We start from the raw sequence: 18511 nt of genomic DNA on the forward strand, positions 1-18511 counted from the left end.
CCGAGGCTAGAATGGGATTACGCCTCCTGATCATCCTCGCGGTGCTGGCCGCTGCGCCCGCCCCCGTCGCACACGGAAAAAGCCCGCGCGCCGATGCTCGCGTTCACGACGGCCAGGTTTGCTGGGATCCCGACGTCGAGTTCCCGGTCCCCTGCGACGACGATGACGATTGAGCGTTAAGCCAGCGGCTTCGCGGTTCTGGACCTTGATCGCGACGAGCCCTAAATAGCGGGCATGACATCACCAGCTTCGCTCAAGATCGCCCTCGCTCAGCTCGATCCCGTCGTCGGGGATTTGCAAGGCAATGCCGAACGCGCCGTTGCCGCCCACGCGCGCGCGAAAGAACTCGGCGCTGACGTCGTTTTATTCCCGGAGCTATTCCTCAACGGCTACCCGCCTGAAGATCTCGTACTGAAGCCCGCGTTTCAGCAGTCGACCCATGCCAAGCTCGAATGGCTGGCGGCCGCATGCGCGGACGGTCCCGCGATCCTGATCGGCACGATCTGGGCGGCCGGCGGGAAGGTCCATAACGCCGTTGCTCTGCTTGATCGTGGCCGTATCCAGGCGACGACTTTAAAGGTCGATCTTCCGAACTACGGCGTCTTCGACGAAAAGCGCGTGTTCGCGCCGGGTCCGTTGCCGGGACCGCTGAACGTCCGTGGCGTTCGCGTCGGCGTTCCGATCTGTGAAGATATCTGGGGCTCGGAGGTCGTCGAGACGCTGGCTGAAACCGGTGCCGAGATTTTGCTCTCGCCCAACGGCTCGCCGTTCGATTGGCCGAAACCCGATAACCGCATGAATGTTGCCGTCGCGCGCGTGACCGAAAGCGGCCTGCCGCTCGTCTATCTCAATCAGGTCGGCGGCCAGGACGAGCTGGTCTTCGACGGCGCGTCGTTCGTGCTGAATGCCGATCGCAGCCTCGCCGTGCAGCTTCCGGCCTGGCGCGAAGCGATTGTTCTGACCGAATGGAAAAGAACCAATGACGGTTGGCGGTGCGAACGCGGCGACGTCGCAAAGTTGGACGACGGCTGCGCGTCCGCCTATCACGCCTGCATGCTCGGCCTCCGAGATTACGTAACGAAGAACGGCTTTCCAGGCGTCGTGCTTGGCCTTTCCGGGGGCATCGATTCAGCTCTTGTCGCTGCGATTGCCGTCGATGCGCTGGGAGCCGAGCGGGTCCACGCGATCATGCTGCCGTCGAAATTTACCTCCGACGACAGCCTCCAAGATGCGGCAGCCTGTGCCAAAGCTCTTGGTATTCGCTACGACAAACTTTCGATCGAGCCCGCCGTTGCTGGACTGACGTGGGGACTCAAGGATCTCTTCGCGGGCACCAACGCCGACATCACGGAAGAGAATTTGCAAAGCCGCGTGCGCGGCACGATCCTGATGGCGGTGTCGAACAAGTTCGGCGGCATGGTCGTGACGACCGGCAACAAAAGCGAAATGTCCGTCGGCTACGCGACGCTCTACGGTGACATGAACGGTGGCTTCAACCCGATCAAAGATCTTTACAAGACGGAGGTCTACGAGTTGACGCGGTGGCGCAATGCGCATCTGCCGGAAGGCGCGCGCGGGCCATCTGGTGTCGTCATACCGGAACGCATCTTGACCAAAGCACCAACGGCTGAGCTACGCGCCAACCAGACCGATCAGGATTCGCTGCCGCCCTACGAAGAGCTGGACGACATACTGACTTGCCTCGTCGAAAAGGAAATGCCTGTCGCCAGTGTCGTTGCCCGCGGCCACGCCATCGAAACGGTGAAGAAGATCGAGCGGCTGCTTTACCTCGCGGAGTACAAACGCCGCCAAGCCGCGCCGGGCGTGAAAATTTCCTCGCGCAACTTCGGCCGCGACCGCCGCTACCCAATCACGAACAAGTTTCGCGAGGATGTGGCTTCCTCGGTCGATCGTCATCCTCGGCCGAACGCGCCGGAAGGTGCGTCGAAGGTCGGTGATCCAGCGTAAGGCGTGCCGAAGGCGCCATATCACTAAACCTTGCGTTCGACAGCCCGCAGGGTAGGTTGCGCGCAAATCCGATCACAAACCGAGATTGCAATGAAACCACGCGTCCGCTTCGCACCGAGCCCAACCGGGCGCATCCATATCGGCAACATTCGCACGGCGGCGCTGAACTGGCTGTTCGCTCGAAAATACGGCGGCACGTTTCTGCTGCGCCTGGACGATACCGATATCGCCCGCTCGACGGATGAATTCGCCGACGCGATCCGCGACGATCTGCAGTGGCTCGGCCTCACCTGGGATGATGTGGCGAGGCAGCAGGACCGCACGCCGCTATACGAAGAAGCAGCCGAAGCGCTGAAGGTCAGCGGCGCGCTCTATCCGTGCTTCGAAACCGAAGAAGAATTGGATCGTCGCCGCAAGCGCCAGCTCGCGATGCACAAGCCGCCGATCTATGATCGCGCCGCGCTGAAGCTCTCCGACGACGAGATCGCGACGCGGATTGGATCGGGCGAAAAACCCCACTGGCGCTTTCGTCTGCCGAACACGACCGAAGAACGCGGGCTCGTGCCGCAGCCGACGCTCGTGTCGTGGAACGATCTGATCCGTGGCGATCAGACGGTCGATCTCGGTTCGCTCTCCGATCCTGTGCTGATCCGTGAGGACGGTACATTCCTCTATACGTTCACCAGCGTCATCGACGATATCGCGTTCGGGATCACGCATATCGTTCGCGGCGAGGATCACGTCACGAATACCGGAGTTCAAATGGCGATCTTCGAAGCGGCGGGGGCCACGCCACCCGAATTCGGTCATCACTCATTGCTGGTCGGTGCCGACGGACAGGCGTTGTCGAAGCGTCTCGGCGCGCTCTCCATTCAGAGCTTCCGCGACGAAGGCTTAGAACCGATGGCCGTGCTCTGTCACGCCGCGCTCGTCGGCACGTCGGACGCCATCGAGCCGTTCAAGTCGCGCGATGAGCTGGCGGCGAAACTCGATTTCGCGAAGATCTCGACCGCGCCCGGCCGCTTCGATGTCGCCGACCTCAAAGGGCTGAATAGCAAGCTGCTCCACATGCTCGATTATGCCGACATCGCGGATCGTCTCCGCGCGCTCGGCATCGAGGGTCACGAGGATTTCTGGCACGCGGTGCGCGGCAACCTCGACGTCTTCGCCGACGCACGCATCTGGTGGGATGTCGTCGCAGGCGATATCGAACCGGTCATCGAAGATTCGAAAATGACCGTTGCGGCCGCTTCGGTTCTGCCGCCCGAGCCGTGGGGCGAAGCGACGTGGCCGGAATGGACGGCCGCCCTCAAAGCGAAAACCGGCGCCAAGGGCCGGGCGCTGTTTCATCCGCTACGGCTTGCGCTAACGGGACGCGAGGCCGGTCCCGAGCTCAAATTTCTGCTGCCCATGATGGGCCGCGATCGCGCCCTCGCGCGCCTCGAAGGCAAACGGGCCTGAACCTGCGTTCTGCGGTCGGTCGTTTACTGCTGTGGTTCGGCCTGCGTCTGCCAGCCGCCGTCGCCGCTGGATGCAGGCGCGGGCGATTGAGGCTGGGCCTCGGGTAGCGGCGCGGTATCGACCGTCGTCGATCCCGTCGTGGTGACCGGCACGCGGGCGGTCGCGTCGGCATGATGTTGCGCATCGGCGCCGCGCGGCTGACCTTCGGCCTTCTTGTCGGCTTCGCCTTCGGGCGGAACATAGTCCGCCGCCTTGCACGAGCAGCCGGCGACGTATTCCTTCCGATACCGGAACGCGAACTTGAGCTTGGTGTAGGGCGCCTGATCTTTAAGCGCTACCGACTGCTCGACCGTCCCGCCGGGGTTCGGATAGTAATACAACTCCGACGGGGCCGCGCAGTGTGACGAGCACACTTCGGCGTCTTGTTCGAAATGGCTCGGCAGCGTCGAGAAACTCACCGGAAAATAGAAGCCGTCGCACGAGCGGACGCAAAGCGTGCGATAGGTCTGCGCGCCGTTTGCGGCTCGCGGATTCCAGGTGTTGCCACCGCTCGACTCTTCGTCTTCCCACATGCCGCCGCTGTCGCCGCCGGCCCTGCGCGCCATGTTGGTGTAGTTCGCGCCGCAGTTGTTGCGTGCAAGCTCGCGAACGATATCATCCTGATAGGAACGCCCCGACGATCCGAGGATATCCTGACGTTGCGTGTCGAGGTCGGACAGACGGCGCTTCGAGGCGTCGGCCTGCCGCGCAAGATCCTTGCACTGCGGCGAGTTCTTCAGCGACTTCGTGAATAGGAAATATTCGTAGCAGCCGCGATCGAGGCGCGACTGTGCCTGATCGACGACCCGCTCGAGCTGGCGAATTTCGTCTTCGATGCGCGGCAGGTCGGTCTGCGACTGACCGTGCTTCTGGTTTTCCTGGACGAGGCGTTGCTCAAGCTGCAGGCAGATCGGATTTCGGTTCGTCCAGTTCGCGGTTGGCGGTTGTGGGGGCGGCGCCGAACCGCCCGCCTGTGGCGGTGGTGCCGGGTAAGCCGGCGGTGGTCCCGACGGATACGACTGCGGCGGCTGCTCTCCCGGAGGCCCAGGGGCAGGGCCGAGGGGCGGCTGCCGATAGACGGGCTCCTGCGGCACCGGCCCGCGATCGTTCTCCTGCTGCTCGTCGCCGCCACCGCCGCCGCCGAACGGCCACCAGCTTTGCGCCGAGGCCACCTCCGTGACGAAAAGCAACGCGAGCGTCATCGCAGCCAGCCCAAGCACCAGTCTGCGAACGGCAATTCTGAATGAATTTCCCTGGCTCAAGCCTGCTCCCGACGCCCGTTTGGCGGCTCCAATCCTTGTGTTGCGGAGCCTAAGCAGCGATTTGCTAGCCGGTCAATTGGGAGCAATTGAGACACCCAGTGTTTTACAAGCGGTTTCAGACGCTTGACGGAAGTGTGGACAAGCGCATAAGGCCCCGGCGGCGAACTTATTCCCGCACGGTGCCCCTGTGGCATAATCCTGCAATCGATATACTGGGAACAGACGACGGACGAGGACCGGATTTGGCGCTCAAACTTTACAACACCTTGACCCGGCAGAAGGCCGAGTTCGTACCGATCGATCCTGAGAACGTGCGCATGTATGTCTGCGGCCCGACGGTCTACGACTATGCCCACATCGGCAATGCCCGCCCGGTGATCGTGTTCGACCTTCTGTTCCGGCTGCTTCGCCACATCTTCCGGCCCGATCACGTCACCTACGTGCGCAACATCACGGACGTCGACGACAAGATCAACGCCCGCGCCGCACGGGATTATCCCGACCTGCCGCTGAACGACGCCATCCGCAAGGTGACGGAAGCGACGGAGATGCAGTTCCATAAGGACATTGATGCCCTCGGCGTCCTGCCACCGACATATGAGCCGCGCGCGACCGAATACATCCATCGCGCCGAAGGCGGCGAAGACATGATCTCGATCATCGAGACGCTGGTCGGCAATGGCCATGCCTATGTCGCCGCAGATCACGTCCTGTTCGACGTCGCTTCGATGCCCGATTACGGCCGTCTCTCGAACCGCTCGCTCGATGAGATGGAAGCGGGCGCTCGCGTCGAGGTCGCGCCCTACAAGAAAGGGCCGATGGACTTCGTGCTGTGGAAGCCGTCGAAGCCCGGCGAACCGGCGTGGCCGTCACCGGCCGGCATTACAACTCCGGGACGCCCGGGCTGGCATATAGAATGCTCGGCGATGGCAGGTGCGTTGCTCGGTCCCGTGTTCGACATTCACGGCGGCGGCATCGACCTGACGTTCCCGCATCATGAGAACGAGATCGCGCAATCGCGCTGCGCGCACAATACGTCGGTGATGGCGAACGTCTGGATGCACAACGGCTTCTTGCAAGTCGAAGGCGAGAAGATGAGCAAGAGCCTCGGCAACTTCATCACCATCAATGAATTATTGGAGACCGACCGCTTCGGCGGTCAACGGTGGTCGGGTGATGTGCTTCGCATGACTATGCTTAGGACGCACTATCGCCAGCCAATCGATTGGACTGTCACCGCATTGCGAGAGAACCAGAAAGTCTGGGCATCGATAGGTAATTTAATCCGCGATCACGCAGAAGCGGAAGAGCACGATCAAGAATTTCTCGCCGCGCTTCGAGATGATCTCAACACTCCAGCTGCATTTGCGAGACTGTTCGAGTTGCGAGAAGCCGCGTCAGCAGGGGAGGAATTGGCCGCACAAAAACTGCGAAAGGCCTTCGGGCTTCTGGGATTTCTTCGTGAATGGAAATTCAATGAAGAAATTGTGATTCCGACGCACAGGCCGCTTGAACTCGCGGATATTGTTCCAAGAGTTTTCCAGACGAATGGCGATATTGAACTTGATGCATGGGCCAAACATTTTGAGAGCAATTACGGAAAAGATGCGCGAAGCGTAATCGCATTTCTCCGAAGGTTCGTCCCGGGCACGACAGTAAAAGCAATTCGACCTATTGAGTTCAGTTGGCCGAGTGTGATTCAGTTAACGGACGAACGCCTCGAAGCCCGCAAGCGCAAAGACTTCGCGGAAAGCGATCGCATTCGCGACGAGCTTTCCGGAATGGGCATTACGCTGAAAGACACCAAGAACAAAGACACCGGCGAAATCGAAACCACCTGGGAAGTCGCGCGGTAGTCTGTCATCACCTCCGTCATGCCGACGAAGGTCGGCACCCAGACAAGCCTCCACGGTGAAACTGTCGAAGCATGGCTGGGTGCCGGCCTTCGCCGGAATGACGGAATTTGGGAGTCGAAAACAGCCAGGATTAGACCTGGAAATATCCCGGTTGGCCGATGTCCGCGATGAGCCCGATCTCCTTCGGCTTCCAGCCGAGCCGCTGCTGCGTCAACGCGCTCGACGCCGGCATGTCGAGACCGGCAAACATCGCGAGCGGGCCGAAATAATCGCCGGCTTCTTCCTTCTTGATCGAGATCGCGGGCACATTCAGAGCGCGACCGATCACATCCATGACTTGGAGCATGGGCACGCCTTCCTCGCCAACGGCATGATAGATGCTGTTTGCGGTGCCTTTCTCCAATGCCAGCCTGTAGAGGCGGGCCACGTCCAACCTGTGCGCCGCCGCCCAGCGTTCGCTGCCGTCACCGACATATGCGGCTACGCCTTTCTGGCGCGCGCTTTCGACAAGATACGTAATCAAACCGGCTTTACCTTTTTCGCCGTGCACCTGCGGTAGGCGTATCGCCATCGCCTGCACGCCGCGTGAGACGTAAGCCAGAGCAGCCTGTTCCGACACGCGCGGAACGTGCGCGCTGCCGTCTCGCCTCATATCTTCGGTAACGACTACCCCAGCTTCCACGAGGCCCGTTCCTGACGTGACGATGAAGGGCTTGTTCGTGCCTTCCAGCACATCGCCCATCGCTTCAATGGCGCGTTTGTCGATCGCGCAATTCTCCGCGAATTTCGTGAAGTCATGGATAAAGCCGAGATGGAGCACGCCGTCCGCCGATGATGTGCCGCTTTTCAGACTTTCGAGATCTTCGAGATCGCCGCGATGAACCTCAGCGCCCGCCGACGAAAGGGCCGCAGCTCCTTTGTCGGAGCGTGTGAGTCCAAGGACTTGATGCCCGGCGGCGAGCAACTCCCGAACAACCGCCGAGCCGACGAATCCTGTGGCTCCAGTAATGAAAACACGCATGAAAATGCCCTCCTTGTTACGTCGGAGGCTATGTCGTGCTAAAGTTCATCATGGTAAAGTAGTGAGATTATACAGGTATAAACGCTACCAGGATGAACCTTCCGAATACGAGAGAGAACGCACTCGGCGCATACTTGCGGGACCGCCGGACGAAGCTCGATCCCGCGGCCTTTGGCTTGCCGTTGGTTCGCCGTCGCACGCCCGGTCTCAGACGCGAGGAAGTCGCGCAGCGCGCTAACCTCAGTGCAACCTGGTACACTTGGTTGGAGCAGGGGCGGGGAGGCGCGCCCTCCGCCGATGTGCTTGACGGGATTGCGCGCGCTTTGATGCTGACGGACGCCGAGCGCGAGCACCTTTTCATTCTTGGACTGGGTCGCCCGCCCGAAGTCCGTTACCAGGTTGACGATAGCATCACGCCGCGTCTGCAGCGCCTGGTGGATGCCTTCGAGTTCAGTCCCGCGATGATCAAGAATGCGACGTGGGACGTCGTCGTCTGGAACCCCGCGTTCGCCACGGTGCTGACGGACTATGGATTGCTGCCGCCTGAAAAGCGAAACATTCTGCGCGTCATATTTGGCAACCCGCAGGTTCGCGAGGCGCAGTACGATTGGGAAAGCGTCGCACGGTTCGTCGTCGGTGTCTTCCGGGCGGACGCCGCGCGTGCGGGCGCCGCAGCGCGGGTCGCCGCCCTCGTGGACGAACTCTGCCAGCTAAGTCCGGACTTTGAGAGGTTTTGGCGTGAGAACGATGTCCACAATCACAGCGGTGGTATCAAGAGGCTCCGCCATCCGATCCTCGGCACGATTGCATTCGAGTATTCGACGCTGTCAGTTGACGGCCGTCCCGACCTCGGGCTGGTGGTCTACAATCCCGCGACGCCCGAGGATGCCGAACGCGTAAAGTCGCTGATCAACTCCGCCACCAGTTGAGAGTATCGAGCGTCCGTCATCAGGCGTTGGCGTCAGGCGCGATCCTTGTGAAAAGTCGGCGCTTGGATCAATCGGAAAAAGGCGTCTAGACGCGCGGCATCATGAAACTGTTCCATCCGCGAAATCTGCATACCCCGAAACATCACGATCTGGCGATACGTGGCGGAGAGACTTTGGTCAGTCTCCAAATCCTGTAAGAAATACGAGACGCGCGTCCGCGCGATGCCGGAGTGGAACTGAAAACTTTCCAGCACAGCCATTCCTTTGGCCTTCGACGCGACAGACCTTAGAAATGTCCCCATCGCGTCTCTGCCGCGGATGATCATCGGCGGCGTTGAATAGTCGACCGAATTGCGTTGAAACCAGATATCGTCGGCATAAGTACGGAGGACGGCGTCGATGTCTCCGGCGCTCCAAGCGCGATGCGCTTCATCAATAACGGCTTTTGCGGTATCGTAATTCAGCGGCATGCATCTGGCCATGTCAAAGACGCCTGGAAGGCAGGGCACAGGCGAGACCCCAAGGCGAGCCGGTCGACAGCGGCGAGGCGATGCGGGGCGTTGTGCATCGGAATCCTGAGATCAATCGTCGTATCAACCGTTTTAGGTCGGTTCGGAACGACGTCAATCCACGAAAGTCACCATTTTAAGGTGCTTCGGATAATTGGGTCGCCCCCGGATGATGCCGGAAACGATCAACGAAGGGGTTGCATCGGTGGCCGCATGGGGATACGCGGGACGCTGCATCCCATAACACCCGTTCCAACACGTAAAGGCTGGCCCAAACCGGCCCTCAAGCAGCTTTGAAACCATGTTCGAAGAAGATTATCCGCTCCGACCCTTCCTTCCGGCCGACGCGATGGCCTTGCGCGATCTTTTCGCTCAATCCATCGACGAACTGACGGTCGACGACTACGACGAAGATCAGAGGATCGCCTGGGCGTCGAGCGCCGAAGATGCGGACGAATTCCGTGCGCGGCTCGCGGCAGCGTTGACGCTCGTCGTCCAGCTTGAGGGCGAATACCTCGGCTTCGGCTCTCTTAAGGACAATAAAACCATTGATATGCTTTATGTGCATCCCGACTACGCGGGCGAGGGAGTGGGCACAGCGCTCGCCGACGCGCTTGAGAAGATTGCCGGTGCACGGGGCGCCGAGGCGTTAACGGTCGATGCCAGTGATACCGCCGTGCCGTTCTTCGAACGCCGGGGCTATGTCGCGGCGCAGCGCAACTCAGTCCCGCGCGACGATCAGTGGCTTTCCAACACGACCATGATAAAGCGGCTCGTCGAAAGCCAACCGAAGAAGCCTTTAAAACCGTCATGAGCAAGGAACGCCTTTATCTCTTCGATACGACGCTGCGCGACGGCGCGCAGACGACGGGTGTCGACTTCTCGCTCGAAGACAAGCGCCGGTTGATGCGCGTGCTCGACGATCTCGGCATCGATTACATCGAAGGTGGCTATCCCGGCGCCAACGCGACGGACACGGAATTGTTTTCTTCGCGCCCCAATTTCAAGTCGGCGCGCTTTACCGCATTCGGCATGGCCAAACGCGCCGGCCGCTCGGTTTCCAACGATCCCGGCTTGCAGGCGGTTTTGCAGTCGGCGGCCGATAGCATTTGCCTCGTCGCGAAGTCGTCGGATTATCAGGTCCGCGTCGCGCTCGGCATCACGAACGAGGAAAACCTCGAAGCCGTCGATCAATCTGTGCGCGCGGTCGTCCAGACGCAGCGCGAGGCAATGATCGACTGCGAGCATTTCTTCGACGGCTATAAATCCAACCGCGATTATGCTCTCGCCGTCGCCAAGACCGCCTTCGACGCGGGCGCGCGCTGGGTCGTGCTCTGCGATACCAACGGCGGGACGCTTCCGCACGAGGTCGAGCGCATCGTAGCTGACGTCGCGAAGCATGTGCCGGGAACGAACCTCGGCATTCATACCCACAACGACACCGAGAACGCCGTCGCCAACACGTTAATGGCGGTGCGCGCCGGATGCCGCCAGATCCAAGGCACGCTCAACGGTCTGGGCGAGCGCTGCGGCAACGCCAATCTCACATCGATCATTCCGACGTTGCTGCTGAAAAGCGAGTTCGCGGAATATTTCGAGACCGCCGTCACGCCCGAGAAGCTGCGCGCGCTGACGCACGCGAGCCGCGTTCTTGACGAAGTGCTGAACGAAGCGCCGAACCGACACGCGCCCTACGTTGGAGAAAGCGCCTTCGCGACCAAGGCCGGCATTCATGCGTCGGCGCTTCTGAAGGCGCCGGAAACGTACGAGCACGTTTCGCCCGAAAGCGTCGGCAATGAGCGCCGAATTCTCGTTTCGAAGCAGGGCGGGCGCTCGTCGCTGACGTCGGCGCTCGAACGCCTCGGCCTGCCGTCCGACAAGGACGATACGCGCGTGCAAGCTCTGCTCGATGAAGTGAAGGCGCGCGAGGACCAGGGCTATTCGTATGAATCGGCTGAAGCCTCGTTTGAGCTTCTCGCCCGCCGCACACTCGCGACCGTGCCGCGTTATTTCTCCGTCGACAATTTCCGCGTGACGGTCGAGCGCAAGGAAGAGCGATCCAAGTCGGCGAATGGCAACGGCACCGTTTCGCAAGCCGTCGTCACCGTCTCGATCGCAGGTGAGGAGGCGGCGTTGGTTTCCGTCGGCGAGGGTAACGGTCCGGTCAACGCCCTCGATAACGCACTTCGCAACGATCTCGGCCGCTATCAAAAGCATATCGAGAACGTCGAACTGGTGGATTACAAGGTTCGCATTCTGACGCAAACCCGCGACGGCGGCACGGCTTCCGTCACGCGCGTTCTCGTCGAAAGCCACGATACGGAAACGGGCGCGCGGTGGACGACGGTCGGCGTCTCACCCAACATCATCGATGCGAGCTTCGAAGCCCTTCTCGATTCGATCAACTTCAAACTTCTGCGCGACAACGCCCGCGCCGGTTGAGTAGGCGCGACGCGGACGACGCCATCCCGATTTATATCCAGCTCTTGCCGTCCGGCGCTTGGCACCCATAGGGCGGCAGGGCGCTGGCAAAGTTTGCGTGAAGTTTATCGCATCCCCACTTGCGGATCGGACCGGGCATCGCGCTGTTGATCTGAATCCCAACCTCATCGTACGGGCTCGTCTTGTTATTCACGTACGAATACCAGCGCTGGCCGAAGAAGATGACTCCGGCGACGATGATGATCAGAAGGGTGCGTCCGGCTTTTTTCATGCGTGTATCCCGAGGCGTGTGCGATAGGGCTTCGCCATGCCGCGTGATTGTGTCGAGGTCGCGACGTTCCGAGCGCTAGCTCGGCTCAACCGCCAGCAATCGCGCCGACGATCAGGAGCGGCTGCGATCCGCGCGCGACCTCGTCCGGCAGCGGCGCGTCGGGGGCTTCATGCGAGATATCGCGCTGGCACGCGAAGAACCTGAGAAACGGTCGCCGCTTCTTCGTATCGTGATCGCGGATCGTTCCCCGCAGAACCGGATACGCTTTCTCCAGTGCATCGAGCACCGTTCGCTGCGTCGCCGGGCCGTCGGGGTCGACCGCGATCTCGCCGTTGATATCGGCATGTTTCCTAAGGTGCGAGGGCAACACGACGCGGATCATGTCAGCGTTTGCACCTCGACGGAAAGCACGGGCGGTAAATCGCGCACGATGGCGTTCCACGTATCGCCCGCATCGGCGGATCCATAGACCTGTCCGCCGGTCGTGCCGAAGTAGACGCCGCAATCATCGAGCGTGTCGACGGCCATCGCGTCGCGCAGCACGTTCACATAGCAATTGGCTTGTGGCAGGCCGTTGGTCAGCGGCTCCCAGTCGTTGCCGCCGCTTCGGCTGCGCCAGACGCGAAGCTGGCCATCAAGGGGAAAGTGTTCCGCATCGCTCTTGATCGGAACGACGTAGATCGTCTCCGGCTCGTGCGCGTGAACGTCGATGACGAAGCCGAAATCGGTTGGCAGATTGCCGCTGACTTCATGCCACGAATTGCCCGCATCGTTCGAGCGCATCACGTCCCAATGCTTCTGCATGTAGAGCACGTTCGGCCGAGACGGGTGCATCGCGAGCCGGTGAACGCAATGCCCGACCTCCGCTGTCGGATCAGGCATGAACTCGGACTTGAGGCCCCGGTTGATCGGCTTCCACGTTTCCCCGCCGTCGTCCGTGCGGAACGCGCCCGCCGCTGAAATCGCGATGAACATGCGCTTGGGATCGGTGGGATCGAGCAGAATGGTGTGCAGGCACATGCCGCCCGCACCCGGCTGCCAGTGCGGTCCCGATCCATGGCCGCGCAAACCCGAAAGCTCGGTCCATGATTTTCCCGCGTCCTTCGATTGAAACAACGCGGCATCCTCGACGCCCGCATAAACCGTATCGGGATCGGAAAGAGACGGCTCGATATGCCAGACGCGCTTGAATTCCCACGGATGCGGAGTGCCGTCATACCACTGGTGGGTACCCGGAACGCCGTCGTAGGCGAATGAATTGTCGACCGCTTCCCACGTCGCGCCGCCGTCATTCGAGCGCTGGACCTGCTGCCCGAACCACCCGCTCGATTGCGAGGCGTAGATCCGGTTCTTGTCCACCGGCGAGCCCTTGAGATGATAAATCTCCCACCCCGCGAAATGCGGGCCGCTGACGTTCCAGTCCTTGCGCGCGCCGTCGGCCGTGAGAATGAATGCGCCTTTTCTCGTGCCCACCAGCAATCGTACGCTCGTCATGTCACCTCCGATTTTGTTGCGCAGCGATCGGACGATTATCGGCCGACTGAAGGCCAAATTCCGTCCGCCGTCCACTCCAGGACGAACGAAGGGCACGATTTCCGACAGGGCGATTCAAAAAAGAATTGAACGGGCTTTGCCATCGTCATCCTCGGACGCGTGAGCAACGCGATCGCGTTCGAGGATGACGATGGCCTAGGCAACATTCAAAGGCGCCGTCGCGACCACCGCCACTCCACGATCGTCGATCCAGGTAATCTCGATAACGCCGGGACCCGGCACCCGCATTTGAAACGACAGATACGGGTTGGCCGAAATTCCGGGACCGAACTCGGCGCGAAACACATCCCGGCCGTCGAACTTGGCAATGAACGTATTGATGATATCGCGCGGAATGGGCTTGCCGGTCTTATCGTGACGGTTGCCGGTTTCCATCACATGCCGGACCAATGTCTTCACCTCGACGACGTCGCCGACCTTTACGCTGTCGGGAAGCTTGATGCGAGGATCGGGGGCAGCCATTCGTCTGTGCTCCTAAATCCCGCAACCGCCGATGGTGACTTTGACGCGTGTCGTCGAAATCAGCATGTCGCCGCTCGAAAGTTCGGCCAGCACGATCACGTCTTGCGTCTTCGCCAGACGCATGCGGCTTTGCACGCGCGCGACGGCATTCACCGGCGCAAGGTGAAACGTCGCGACGTGCGCGTGCGGGTTGGCGGTCGAGAGAAGGTGAATGGCCTTGACGTGATCGGCGTCCGTCATCGGGCTTTCGATGGCAATCGTGATCGGCACAAAGTTGCCGTTGTCCGCGGTCTCGGGAAGGTCGACGGCTATTTTGCCGTCAACCGGCGTCGCGGTCCCGACGATGCGCGCGAATTCATCCTTGAACTCTTGGCTCGGTGCAAAAGAAGCCGCTGCGCTGCTATCATCCGCATGGACGACGAACGGCGCCAAGCCGACCGCCGCCACGCCGGCGACGACGAACGCCCGGCGGCTCAGGACGTAAATGTCGATGCGGTCTCGCACCCGTGCTGCCTTGAATAGAGGATGTCAATTGGCGTCATATATAGGGATGAGGCCGCGCCGGCCCCAACCTTACCATTTATTTTCCTGACATGACCGTCCGCTCGTGGCAAATGTCCGGCAAAACCGGCGTTAAGAATGAGAAGTGACGGCGCACCGGAATAGAGGCGGAGATTAGGGGCGGGAATGACCGGGATCACGCGCCGCGAATTCAACGTGTTGGCAACGGGCGTAAGCCTGGCGACGGTATCGCAACTCTCCCGCCCGGCGTTGGCCGCTGGCCCGGCGAAGATCGTGATCATCGGCGGCGGTCCAGGCGGCGCGGCGGTCGCAAACCGCTTGAAGTCGGCCGACCCGGCGCTCGACATCACGCTCGTCGAGCCCAAGGAAAAATACACGACCTGCTTTTATTCGAACCTTTATCTCGGCGGCTTTCGCTCCTTCAAATCCATTACGCATGATTATGCGGGTGTGAAGAAGCGTGGCATCACCCTCGTGACCGATACGGCGACGGGCATCGACACGACGGCGAAAACGGTGACGCTCGCCAAAGGCTCGCCGCTGCCATACGACCGCCTCGTCGTCGCGCCCGGCATTGATTTCAAATACGACGCCATCGAAGGCTATTCACCGGAAGCGGCCAAGATCATGCCGCACGCCTGGCAGGGTGGCGAACAGACATGGCTCCTGAAGGAAAAACTATTGGCGCTTCCGGACGGCGGGCTCGTCGTGATGGCGGTGCCGCAGAACCCCTATCGCTGCCCGCCGGGCCCCTACGAGAGGGCCTGCATGATCGCGCACTTCCTGAAGACCAGGAAGCCAAAAGCCAAGCTCGTCATATTCGATGCGAAAAAGACCTTTTCGAAGCAGGCCGTCTTCGAGCAGGCGTTCGACGAGTATTATAAGGACATCGTCGAGATCAATCTGACGAACGAGATCGATGATTTCTCGGTCGTCAAGGTCAACGCCGCGACGGGCGCGGTCACCACCAAAGCAGGGCGCGCCGAACGTGCGGCGCTGGCCAATATCATTCCGCCACAGAAAGCCGGTGCGATTGCCGCTAGCGCCGGTCTCACCGAGGGGGACTGGTGCCCGGTGCACCCGGAAAACTTCGCCTCGACCAAAGCCAAGGACGTCTATGTGTTGGGCGACGCCGCGATCGCGCTCGATATGCCGAAGTCAGCCTATTCCGCCGTCAGCCAAGCGAGCGTCGTGGCGGCTGATATCATTGCCGACCTTCACGGTAAGCCGCGCGTGCCGGGCCGCTATCGAAACACCTGCTGGTCGATGGTCGCGCCCGATAACAGCGCCAAGATCGGCGGCGATTATGTGCCTGCAACCAAAGACGGAAAGTCCTATCTTGAAGTCAAGGACCCGTTCATCTCAAAGGCCGACGACAGCGCCGATCTCCGCCGCCAAGTCTTCCAGGAAAGCGCCGACTGGTATCAGACCATCGTCGAAGACCTCTTCGGCGAAGTCCCGCCGCAACCGACGCTTCCCAACTTCCGCAATCCTTAAACTTTATCGCGCAGCATCGTGCCGGGCCGGAGGGATGGCCTATGTATCTGCAAGATAGGCGCTGCCGCACAATCGTGATTAATTAGGCTCAGAATAGCCCCGGAAGGCCCCACCCTGGAAATCCAGGCGAGGGCCACCCAAGTTGACGTATACGTCAACCAATGATACCAGGCGCGCTGAGATGATCGCCTTGCGCAGCCCTTATGGGAGGCACGGAAATGGCACCCGTCGTTCTGCTGGTGGTGGCTTTGGCCGCCGTTTTGGCACTGGGCATGATGCGCGCTCCCCTTTGGGGCTGGGCCGCTGCCGTCGGCGTCTGGACGCTTCTGGCGACCGGAGGCAGCGTTGGCCTCTTCTCATGGATCGCGTGGCTGCCGTTCGTGGCGCTCGCCGTGCTGTCGATCCCATCCGTTCGCAGAAGCCTGATCATCGCGCCGGTTTTCGCTCAGATCCGCAAGATCCTGCCGCGCGTATCCGACACGGAAGCCCAGGCCCTTGAAGCAGGCACCGTCGGATTCGACGCCGAGTTGTTCTCCGGCACGCCCGACTGGGACAAGCTCAAATCCATTCCGCCGATCGAGTTGACGCCTGAAGAGCGCGCCTTCCTCGATGGCCCGACCGACGATCTCTGCCGCATGATCGACGATTGGCAGGTGCGCCATAACCTGCACGATATCCCCGACGAGATCTGGGACTTCGTCAAGAAAAACGGCTTCCTCGGCATGCTGATCTCGAAGGATCATGGCGGCCTCGGTTTCTCTCCGCAGGCGCAATCGCTCATCCTCGGAAAGATCGCCTCGCGTTCGCCGGATGTTGTCACCATCGTCATGGTGCCGAACTCGCTCGGCCCCGGCGAACTGATCGAGAAGTACGGTACCGACGAGCAGAAGCACTATTACCTGCCGCGCCTCGCGCGTGGCGATGAAGTGCCCTGTTTCTCGTTGACCGGCCCAACGTCGGGCTCGGACGCCGCCACGATGCGCGACATCGGTTACGTCGCCCGCGACACGTTCCAGGGCAAGGACACGCTCGGCGTTCGCCTATCGTGGGACAAGCGCTATATTACGCTTGGACCGAAGGCGACGCTCGTCGGCCTCGCGTTCCGCCTGTTCGACAAGGACAACCTGCTCGGCAAGGGCGAGGACGTCGGCATCACTCTGGCTTTGATTCCGGCCGATCATCCGGGCGTAAATATCGGCCGCCGCCATTTGCCCTCGGGCGCCGCGTTCCCGAACGGCCCAAACTGGGGCAACGACGTCTTTATCCCGATGGACTGGATCATCGGCGGCGACAAAATGGCCGGTAACGGCTGGCGCATGCTGATGGAGTGCCTGTCGGCCGGCCGCGCCATTTCGCTGCCGTCGTCGGCGACAGCCGGCGCCAAGACGATGCTGCGCGTCACCTCCGCTTATGCCCGCATTCGGAAGCAATTCGGTTTGCCCGTCTCGCGCATGGAAGGCGTCGAGGAAGCACTCGTCCGTATTATTGAGACGGCTTACGTCAACGAGGCGGCCCGCGCCATGACGGCGTCGATGGTTTCGCGCGGCGAGAGGCCATCGGTCATTTCTGCGCTGATGAAATACCAGACGACTGAGAAGATGCGCCGCGCCGTGAACGACGCGATGGACATCCACGGCGGCCGCGGTATCTGCGACGGGCCGTCGAACTACCTGCAGTCGGCGTATCAGATGGTTCCGGTCGGCATCACGGTCGAGGGCGCCAACATTCTCACGCGCACGCTGATCACGTTTGCCCAAGGAGCGCTGCGCTCGCATCCCTATCTCTACAAAGAGGTGCAGGCGGCGCAAAATCCCGACAAGGCGCGTGGGCTCGATGCCTTCGTGGACGCCTTCAACAATCACATCTCCTTTTCGCTTTCGAACGCGACGGGCGGTTTTGTCCACAATCTGACCGGCGGCGCTTTCGTGAAGGCGCCGGACCACGCGCTACGCATGTCGCATTGGTATCGCCAGCTCGGCCGCGCAAGCCGGTCCTTTGCCTTTGTCGCGGATTTGACGGTCGCGCTGCTCGGCGGCGGCCTCAAGACCAAGCAGAAAATCACCGGCCGCATGGCCGACGCGCTGTCCGAACTTTACATGCTGTCGGCGACGCTGAAGCGCTACGACGATGACGGCCGCCCGGAAGGCGACGAGCAACTCGTCGAGCTTGCGGCCGAAAATGCCCTCTTCGGCTTCCAGGAAGCCATCGGCGGTGTGGTCGACAACTTCCCCGTCGCTTGGGCGCGGCCATTGATGCGCGTCGTCGTGTTTCCGCTCGGCCGTCGCCACAAACCGGCGTCCGATGCGCTGGGCCACCGCGTCGCCCGCCATGTGCTGCAACCGGGCGCGGTCCGTGACCGCCTCACGCGCGATATCTACGTTTCTAAGGACGTCAACGATCCGACCGGTATTCTGGAGGTCACGCTCGAAAAGGTGATCGCCGCCGAACCGGTTGAGAAAAAACTCGAAAAAGCTATCCGCGAAGGTCAGGTGCAGCGCTATCATGGCAACGATTGGTTTGCGGAAGCGCAGGCCAAGGGCGTCATCACGGCGGCGGAAGCCGAACAACTTCGCGAGGTCGAACGGCTCGTGGCGCGCGTCATTGCAGTCGACCATTTCGATCCCGCCGAAGTGAAACCGAATTATATCTCGCTCGGCCACAACGTCCGTGGCGGCGAGAGTCTGGCCGCGGAATAGCGTCCGCTCAGTCTGTATGTGT

General features: G+C 61.2%; 17 protein-coding genes. 9 read left to right on the forward strand and 8 right to left on the reverse strand.

Features of this window, described 5'->3' with window-relative positions; genetic code table 11:
- Positions 1-11 precede the first annotated feature (11 nt).
- The 3 genes from WC811_RS16885 to gltX all read left to right on the forward strand — a co-directional run bounded on the left by WC811_RS16885 (position 12) and on the right by gltX (position 3429).
- Positions 12-173 carry a hypothetical protein gene (locus WC811_RS16885; protein ID WP_372646484.1) on the forward strand — a complete coding sequence of 54 codons (162 nt, stop codon included), beginning with the start codon at positions 12-14 and terminating at the stop codon, positions 171-173.
- Between the two features lie 61 nt (positions 174-234).
- Positions 235-1968, forward strand: coding sequence for an NAD+ synthase (locus tag WC811_RS16890; protein WP_372646485.1), 1734 nt, complete (start codon positions 235-237; stop codon positions 1966-1968).
- An 84-nt stretch (positions 1969-2052) separates the two neighbouring features.
- On the forward strand, positions 2053-3429 hold the full coding sequence (gene gltX / locus WC811_RS16895; RefSeq protein WP_372646744.1) for a glutamate--tRNA ligase: 1377 nt from the start codon (positions 2053-2055) through the stop codon (positions 3427-3429).
- A 23-nt stretch (positions 3430-3452) separates the two neighbouring features.
- Here gltX and WC811_RS16900 read toward each other — a convergent pair whose 3' ends face one another.
- Positions 3453-4730: a DUF2865 domain-containing protein gene (locus WC811_RS16900; RefSeq protein WP_372646486.1), complete on the reverse strand. Its 1278-nt coding sequence runs from the start codon at positions 4728-4730 to the stop codon at positions 3453-3455.
- Between the two features lie 242 nt (positions 4731-4972).
- Here WC811_RS16900 and cysS point away from each other — a divergent pair, with 242 nt between their 5' ends.
- A complete protein-coding gene (cysS, locus tag WC811_RS16905) occupies positions 4973-6586 on the forward strand; it encodes a cysteine--tRNA ligase (protein WP_372646487.1) in 1614 nt (537 codons plus the stop codon).
- 130 nt (positions 6587-6716) lie between these two features.
- On the opposite strand, the gene WC811_RS16910 is transcribed toward cysS, so the two are convergent.
- Positions 6717-7607 carry an SDR family oxidoreductase gene (locus tag WC811_RS16910; RefSeq protein WP_372646488.1) on the reverse strand — a complete coding sequence of 297 codons (891 nt, stop codon included), beginning with the start codon at positions 7605-7607 and terminating at the stop codon, positions 6717-6719.
- 92 nt (positions 7608-7699) lie between these two features.
- Between WC811_RS16910 and WC811_RS16915 the strand changes: the two genes are divergently transcribed.
- Positions 7700-8536: a helix-turn-helix transcriptional regulator gene (locus WC811_RS16915; RefSeq protein ID WP_372646489.1), complete on the forward strand. Its 837-nt coding sequence runs from the start codon at positions 7700-7702 to the stop codon at positions 8534-8536.
- Positions 8537-8568: 32 nt separating this feature from the next.
- Here WC811_RS16915 and WC811_RS16920 read toward each other — a convergent pair whose 3' ends face one another.
- Positions 8569-9018, reverse strand: a complete 450-nt coding sequence (locus tag WC811_RS16920; RefSeq protein ID WP_372646490.1) for a nuclear transport factor 2 family protein — start codon at positions 9016-9018, stop codon at positions 8569-8571.
- 328 nt (positions 9019-9346) lie between these two features.
- On the opposite strand from WC811_RS16920, the gene WC811_RS16925 reads away from it, so the two are divergent.
- Positions 9347-9859, forward strand: coding sequence for a GNAT family N-acetyltransferase (locus WC811_RS16925; RefSeq protein WP_372646491.1), 513 nt, complete (start codon positions 9347-9349; stop codon positions 9857-9859).
- Complete coding sequence (gene cimA, locus WC811_RS16930; protein WP_372646492.1) at positions 9856-11487, forward strand: citramalate synthase; 1632 nt, start codon at positions 9856-9858, stop codon at positions 11485-11487. The genes WC811_RS16925 and cimA overlap by 4 nt, the downstream gene beginning before the upstream one ends.
- Before the next feature lie 31 nt (positions 11488-11518).
- Here cimA and WC811_RS16935 read toward each other — a convergent pair whose 3' ends face one another.
- The 5 genes from WC811_RS16935 to WC811_RS16955 form a co-directional block, all read right to left on the reverse strand.
- Positions 11519-11758 (reverse strand): hypothetical protein, encoded by a 240-nt coding sequence (locus WC811_RS16935; RefSeq protein ID WP_372646493.1) that lies wholly within the window; start codon positions 11756-11758, stop codon positions 11519-11521.
- Positions 11759-11843: 85 nt separating this feature from the next.
- Positions 11844-12140 (reverse strand): MoaD/ThiS family protein, encoded by a 297-nt coding sequence (locus WC811_RS16940; protein ID WP_372646495.1) that lies wholly within the window; start codon positions 12138-12140, stop codon positions 11844-11846.
- Positions 12137-13252 (reverse strand): WD40/YVTN/BNR-like repeat-containing protein, encoded by a 1116-nt coding sequence (locus tag WC811_RS16945; RefSeq protein WP_372646496.1) that lies wholly within the window; start codon positions 13250-13252, stop codon positions 12137-12139. The genes WC811_RS16940 and WC811_RS16945 overlap by 4 nt, the downstream gene beginning before the upstream one ends.
- Before the next feature lie 195 nt (positions 13253-13447).
- Positions 13448-13774: a thiosulfate oxidation carrier complex protein SoxZ gene (soxZ, locus tag WC811_RS16950; protein ID WP_372646497.1), complete on the reverse strand. Its 327-nt coding sequence runs from the start codon at positions 13772-13774 to the stop codon at positions 13448-13450.
- Positions 13775-13786: 12 nt separating this feature from the next.
- The gene (locus WC811_RS16955) at positions 13787-14278 is read right to left on the reverse strand and encodes a thiosulfate oxidation carrier protein SoxY (RefSeq protein ID WP_372646498.1); all 492 of its coding nucleotides are present in this window, start codon (positions 14276-14278) and stop codon (positions 13787-13789) included.
- A gap of 183 nt (positions 14279-14461) precedes the next feature.
- Here WC811_RS16955 and WC811_RS16960 point away from each other — a divergent pair, with 183 nt between their 5' ends.
- Both WC811_RS16960 and WC811_RS16965 read left to right on the forward strand, forming a co-directional pair.
- Positions 14462-15793 carry an FCSD flavin-binding domain-containing protein gene (locus WC811_RS16960; protein ID WP_372646499.1) on the forward strand — a complete coding sequence of 444 codons (1332 nt, stop codon included), beginning with the start codon at positions 14462-14464 and terminating at the stop codon, positions 15791-15793.
- 218 nt (positions 15794-16011) lie between these two features.
- On the forward strand, positions 16012-18489 hold the full coding sequence (locus tag WC811_RS16965; protein WP_372646500.1) for an acyl-CoA dehydrogenase: 2478 nt from the start codon (positions 16012-16014) through the stop codon (positions 18487-18489).
- Positions 18490-18511 lie beyond the last annotated feature (22 nt).

It is taken from the genome of Hyphomicrobium sp., assembly GCF_041659645.1.
Lineage (GTDB): Bacteria > Pseudomonadota > Alphaproteobacteria > Rhizobiales > Hyphomicrobiaceae > Hyphomicrobium_B.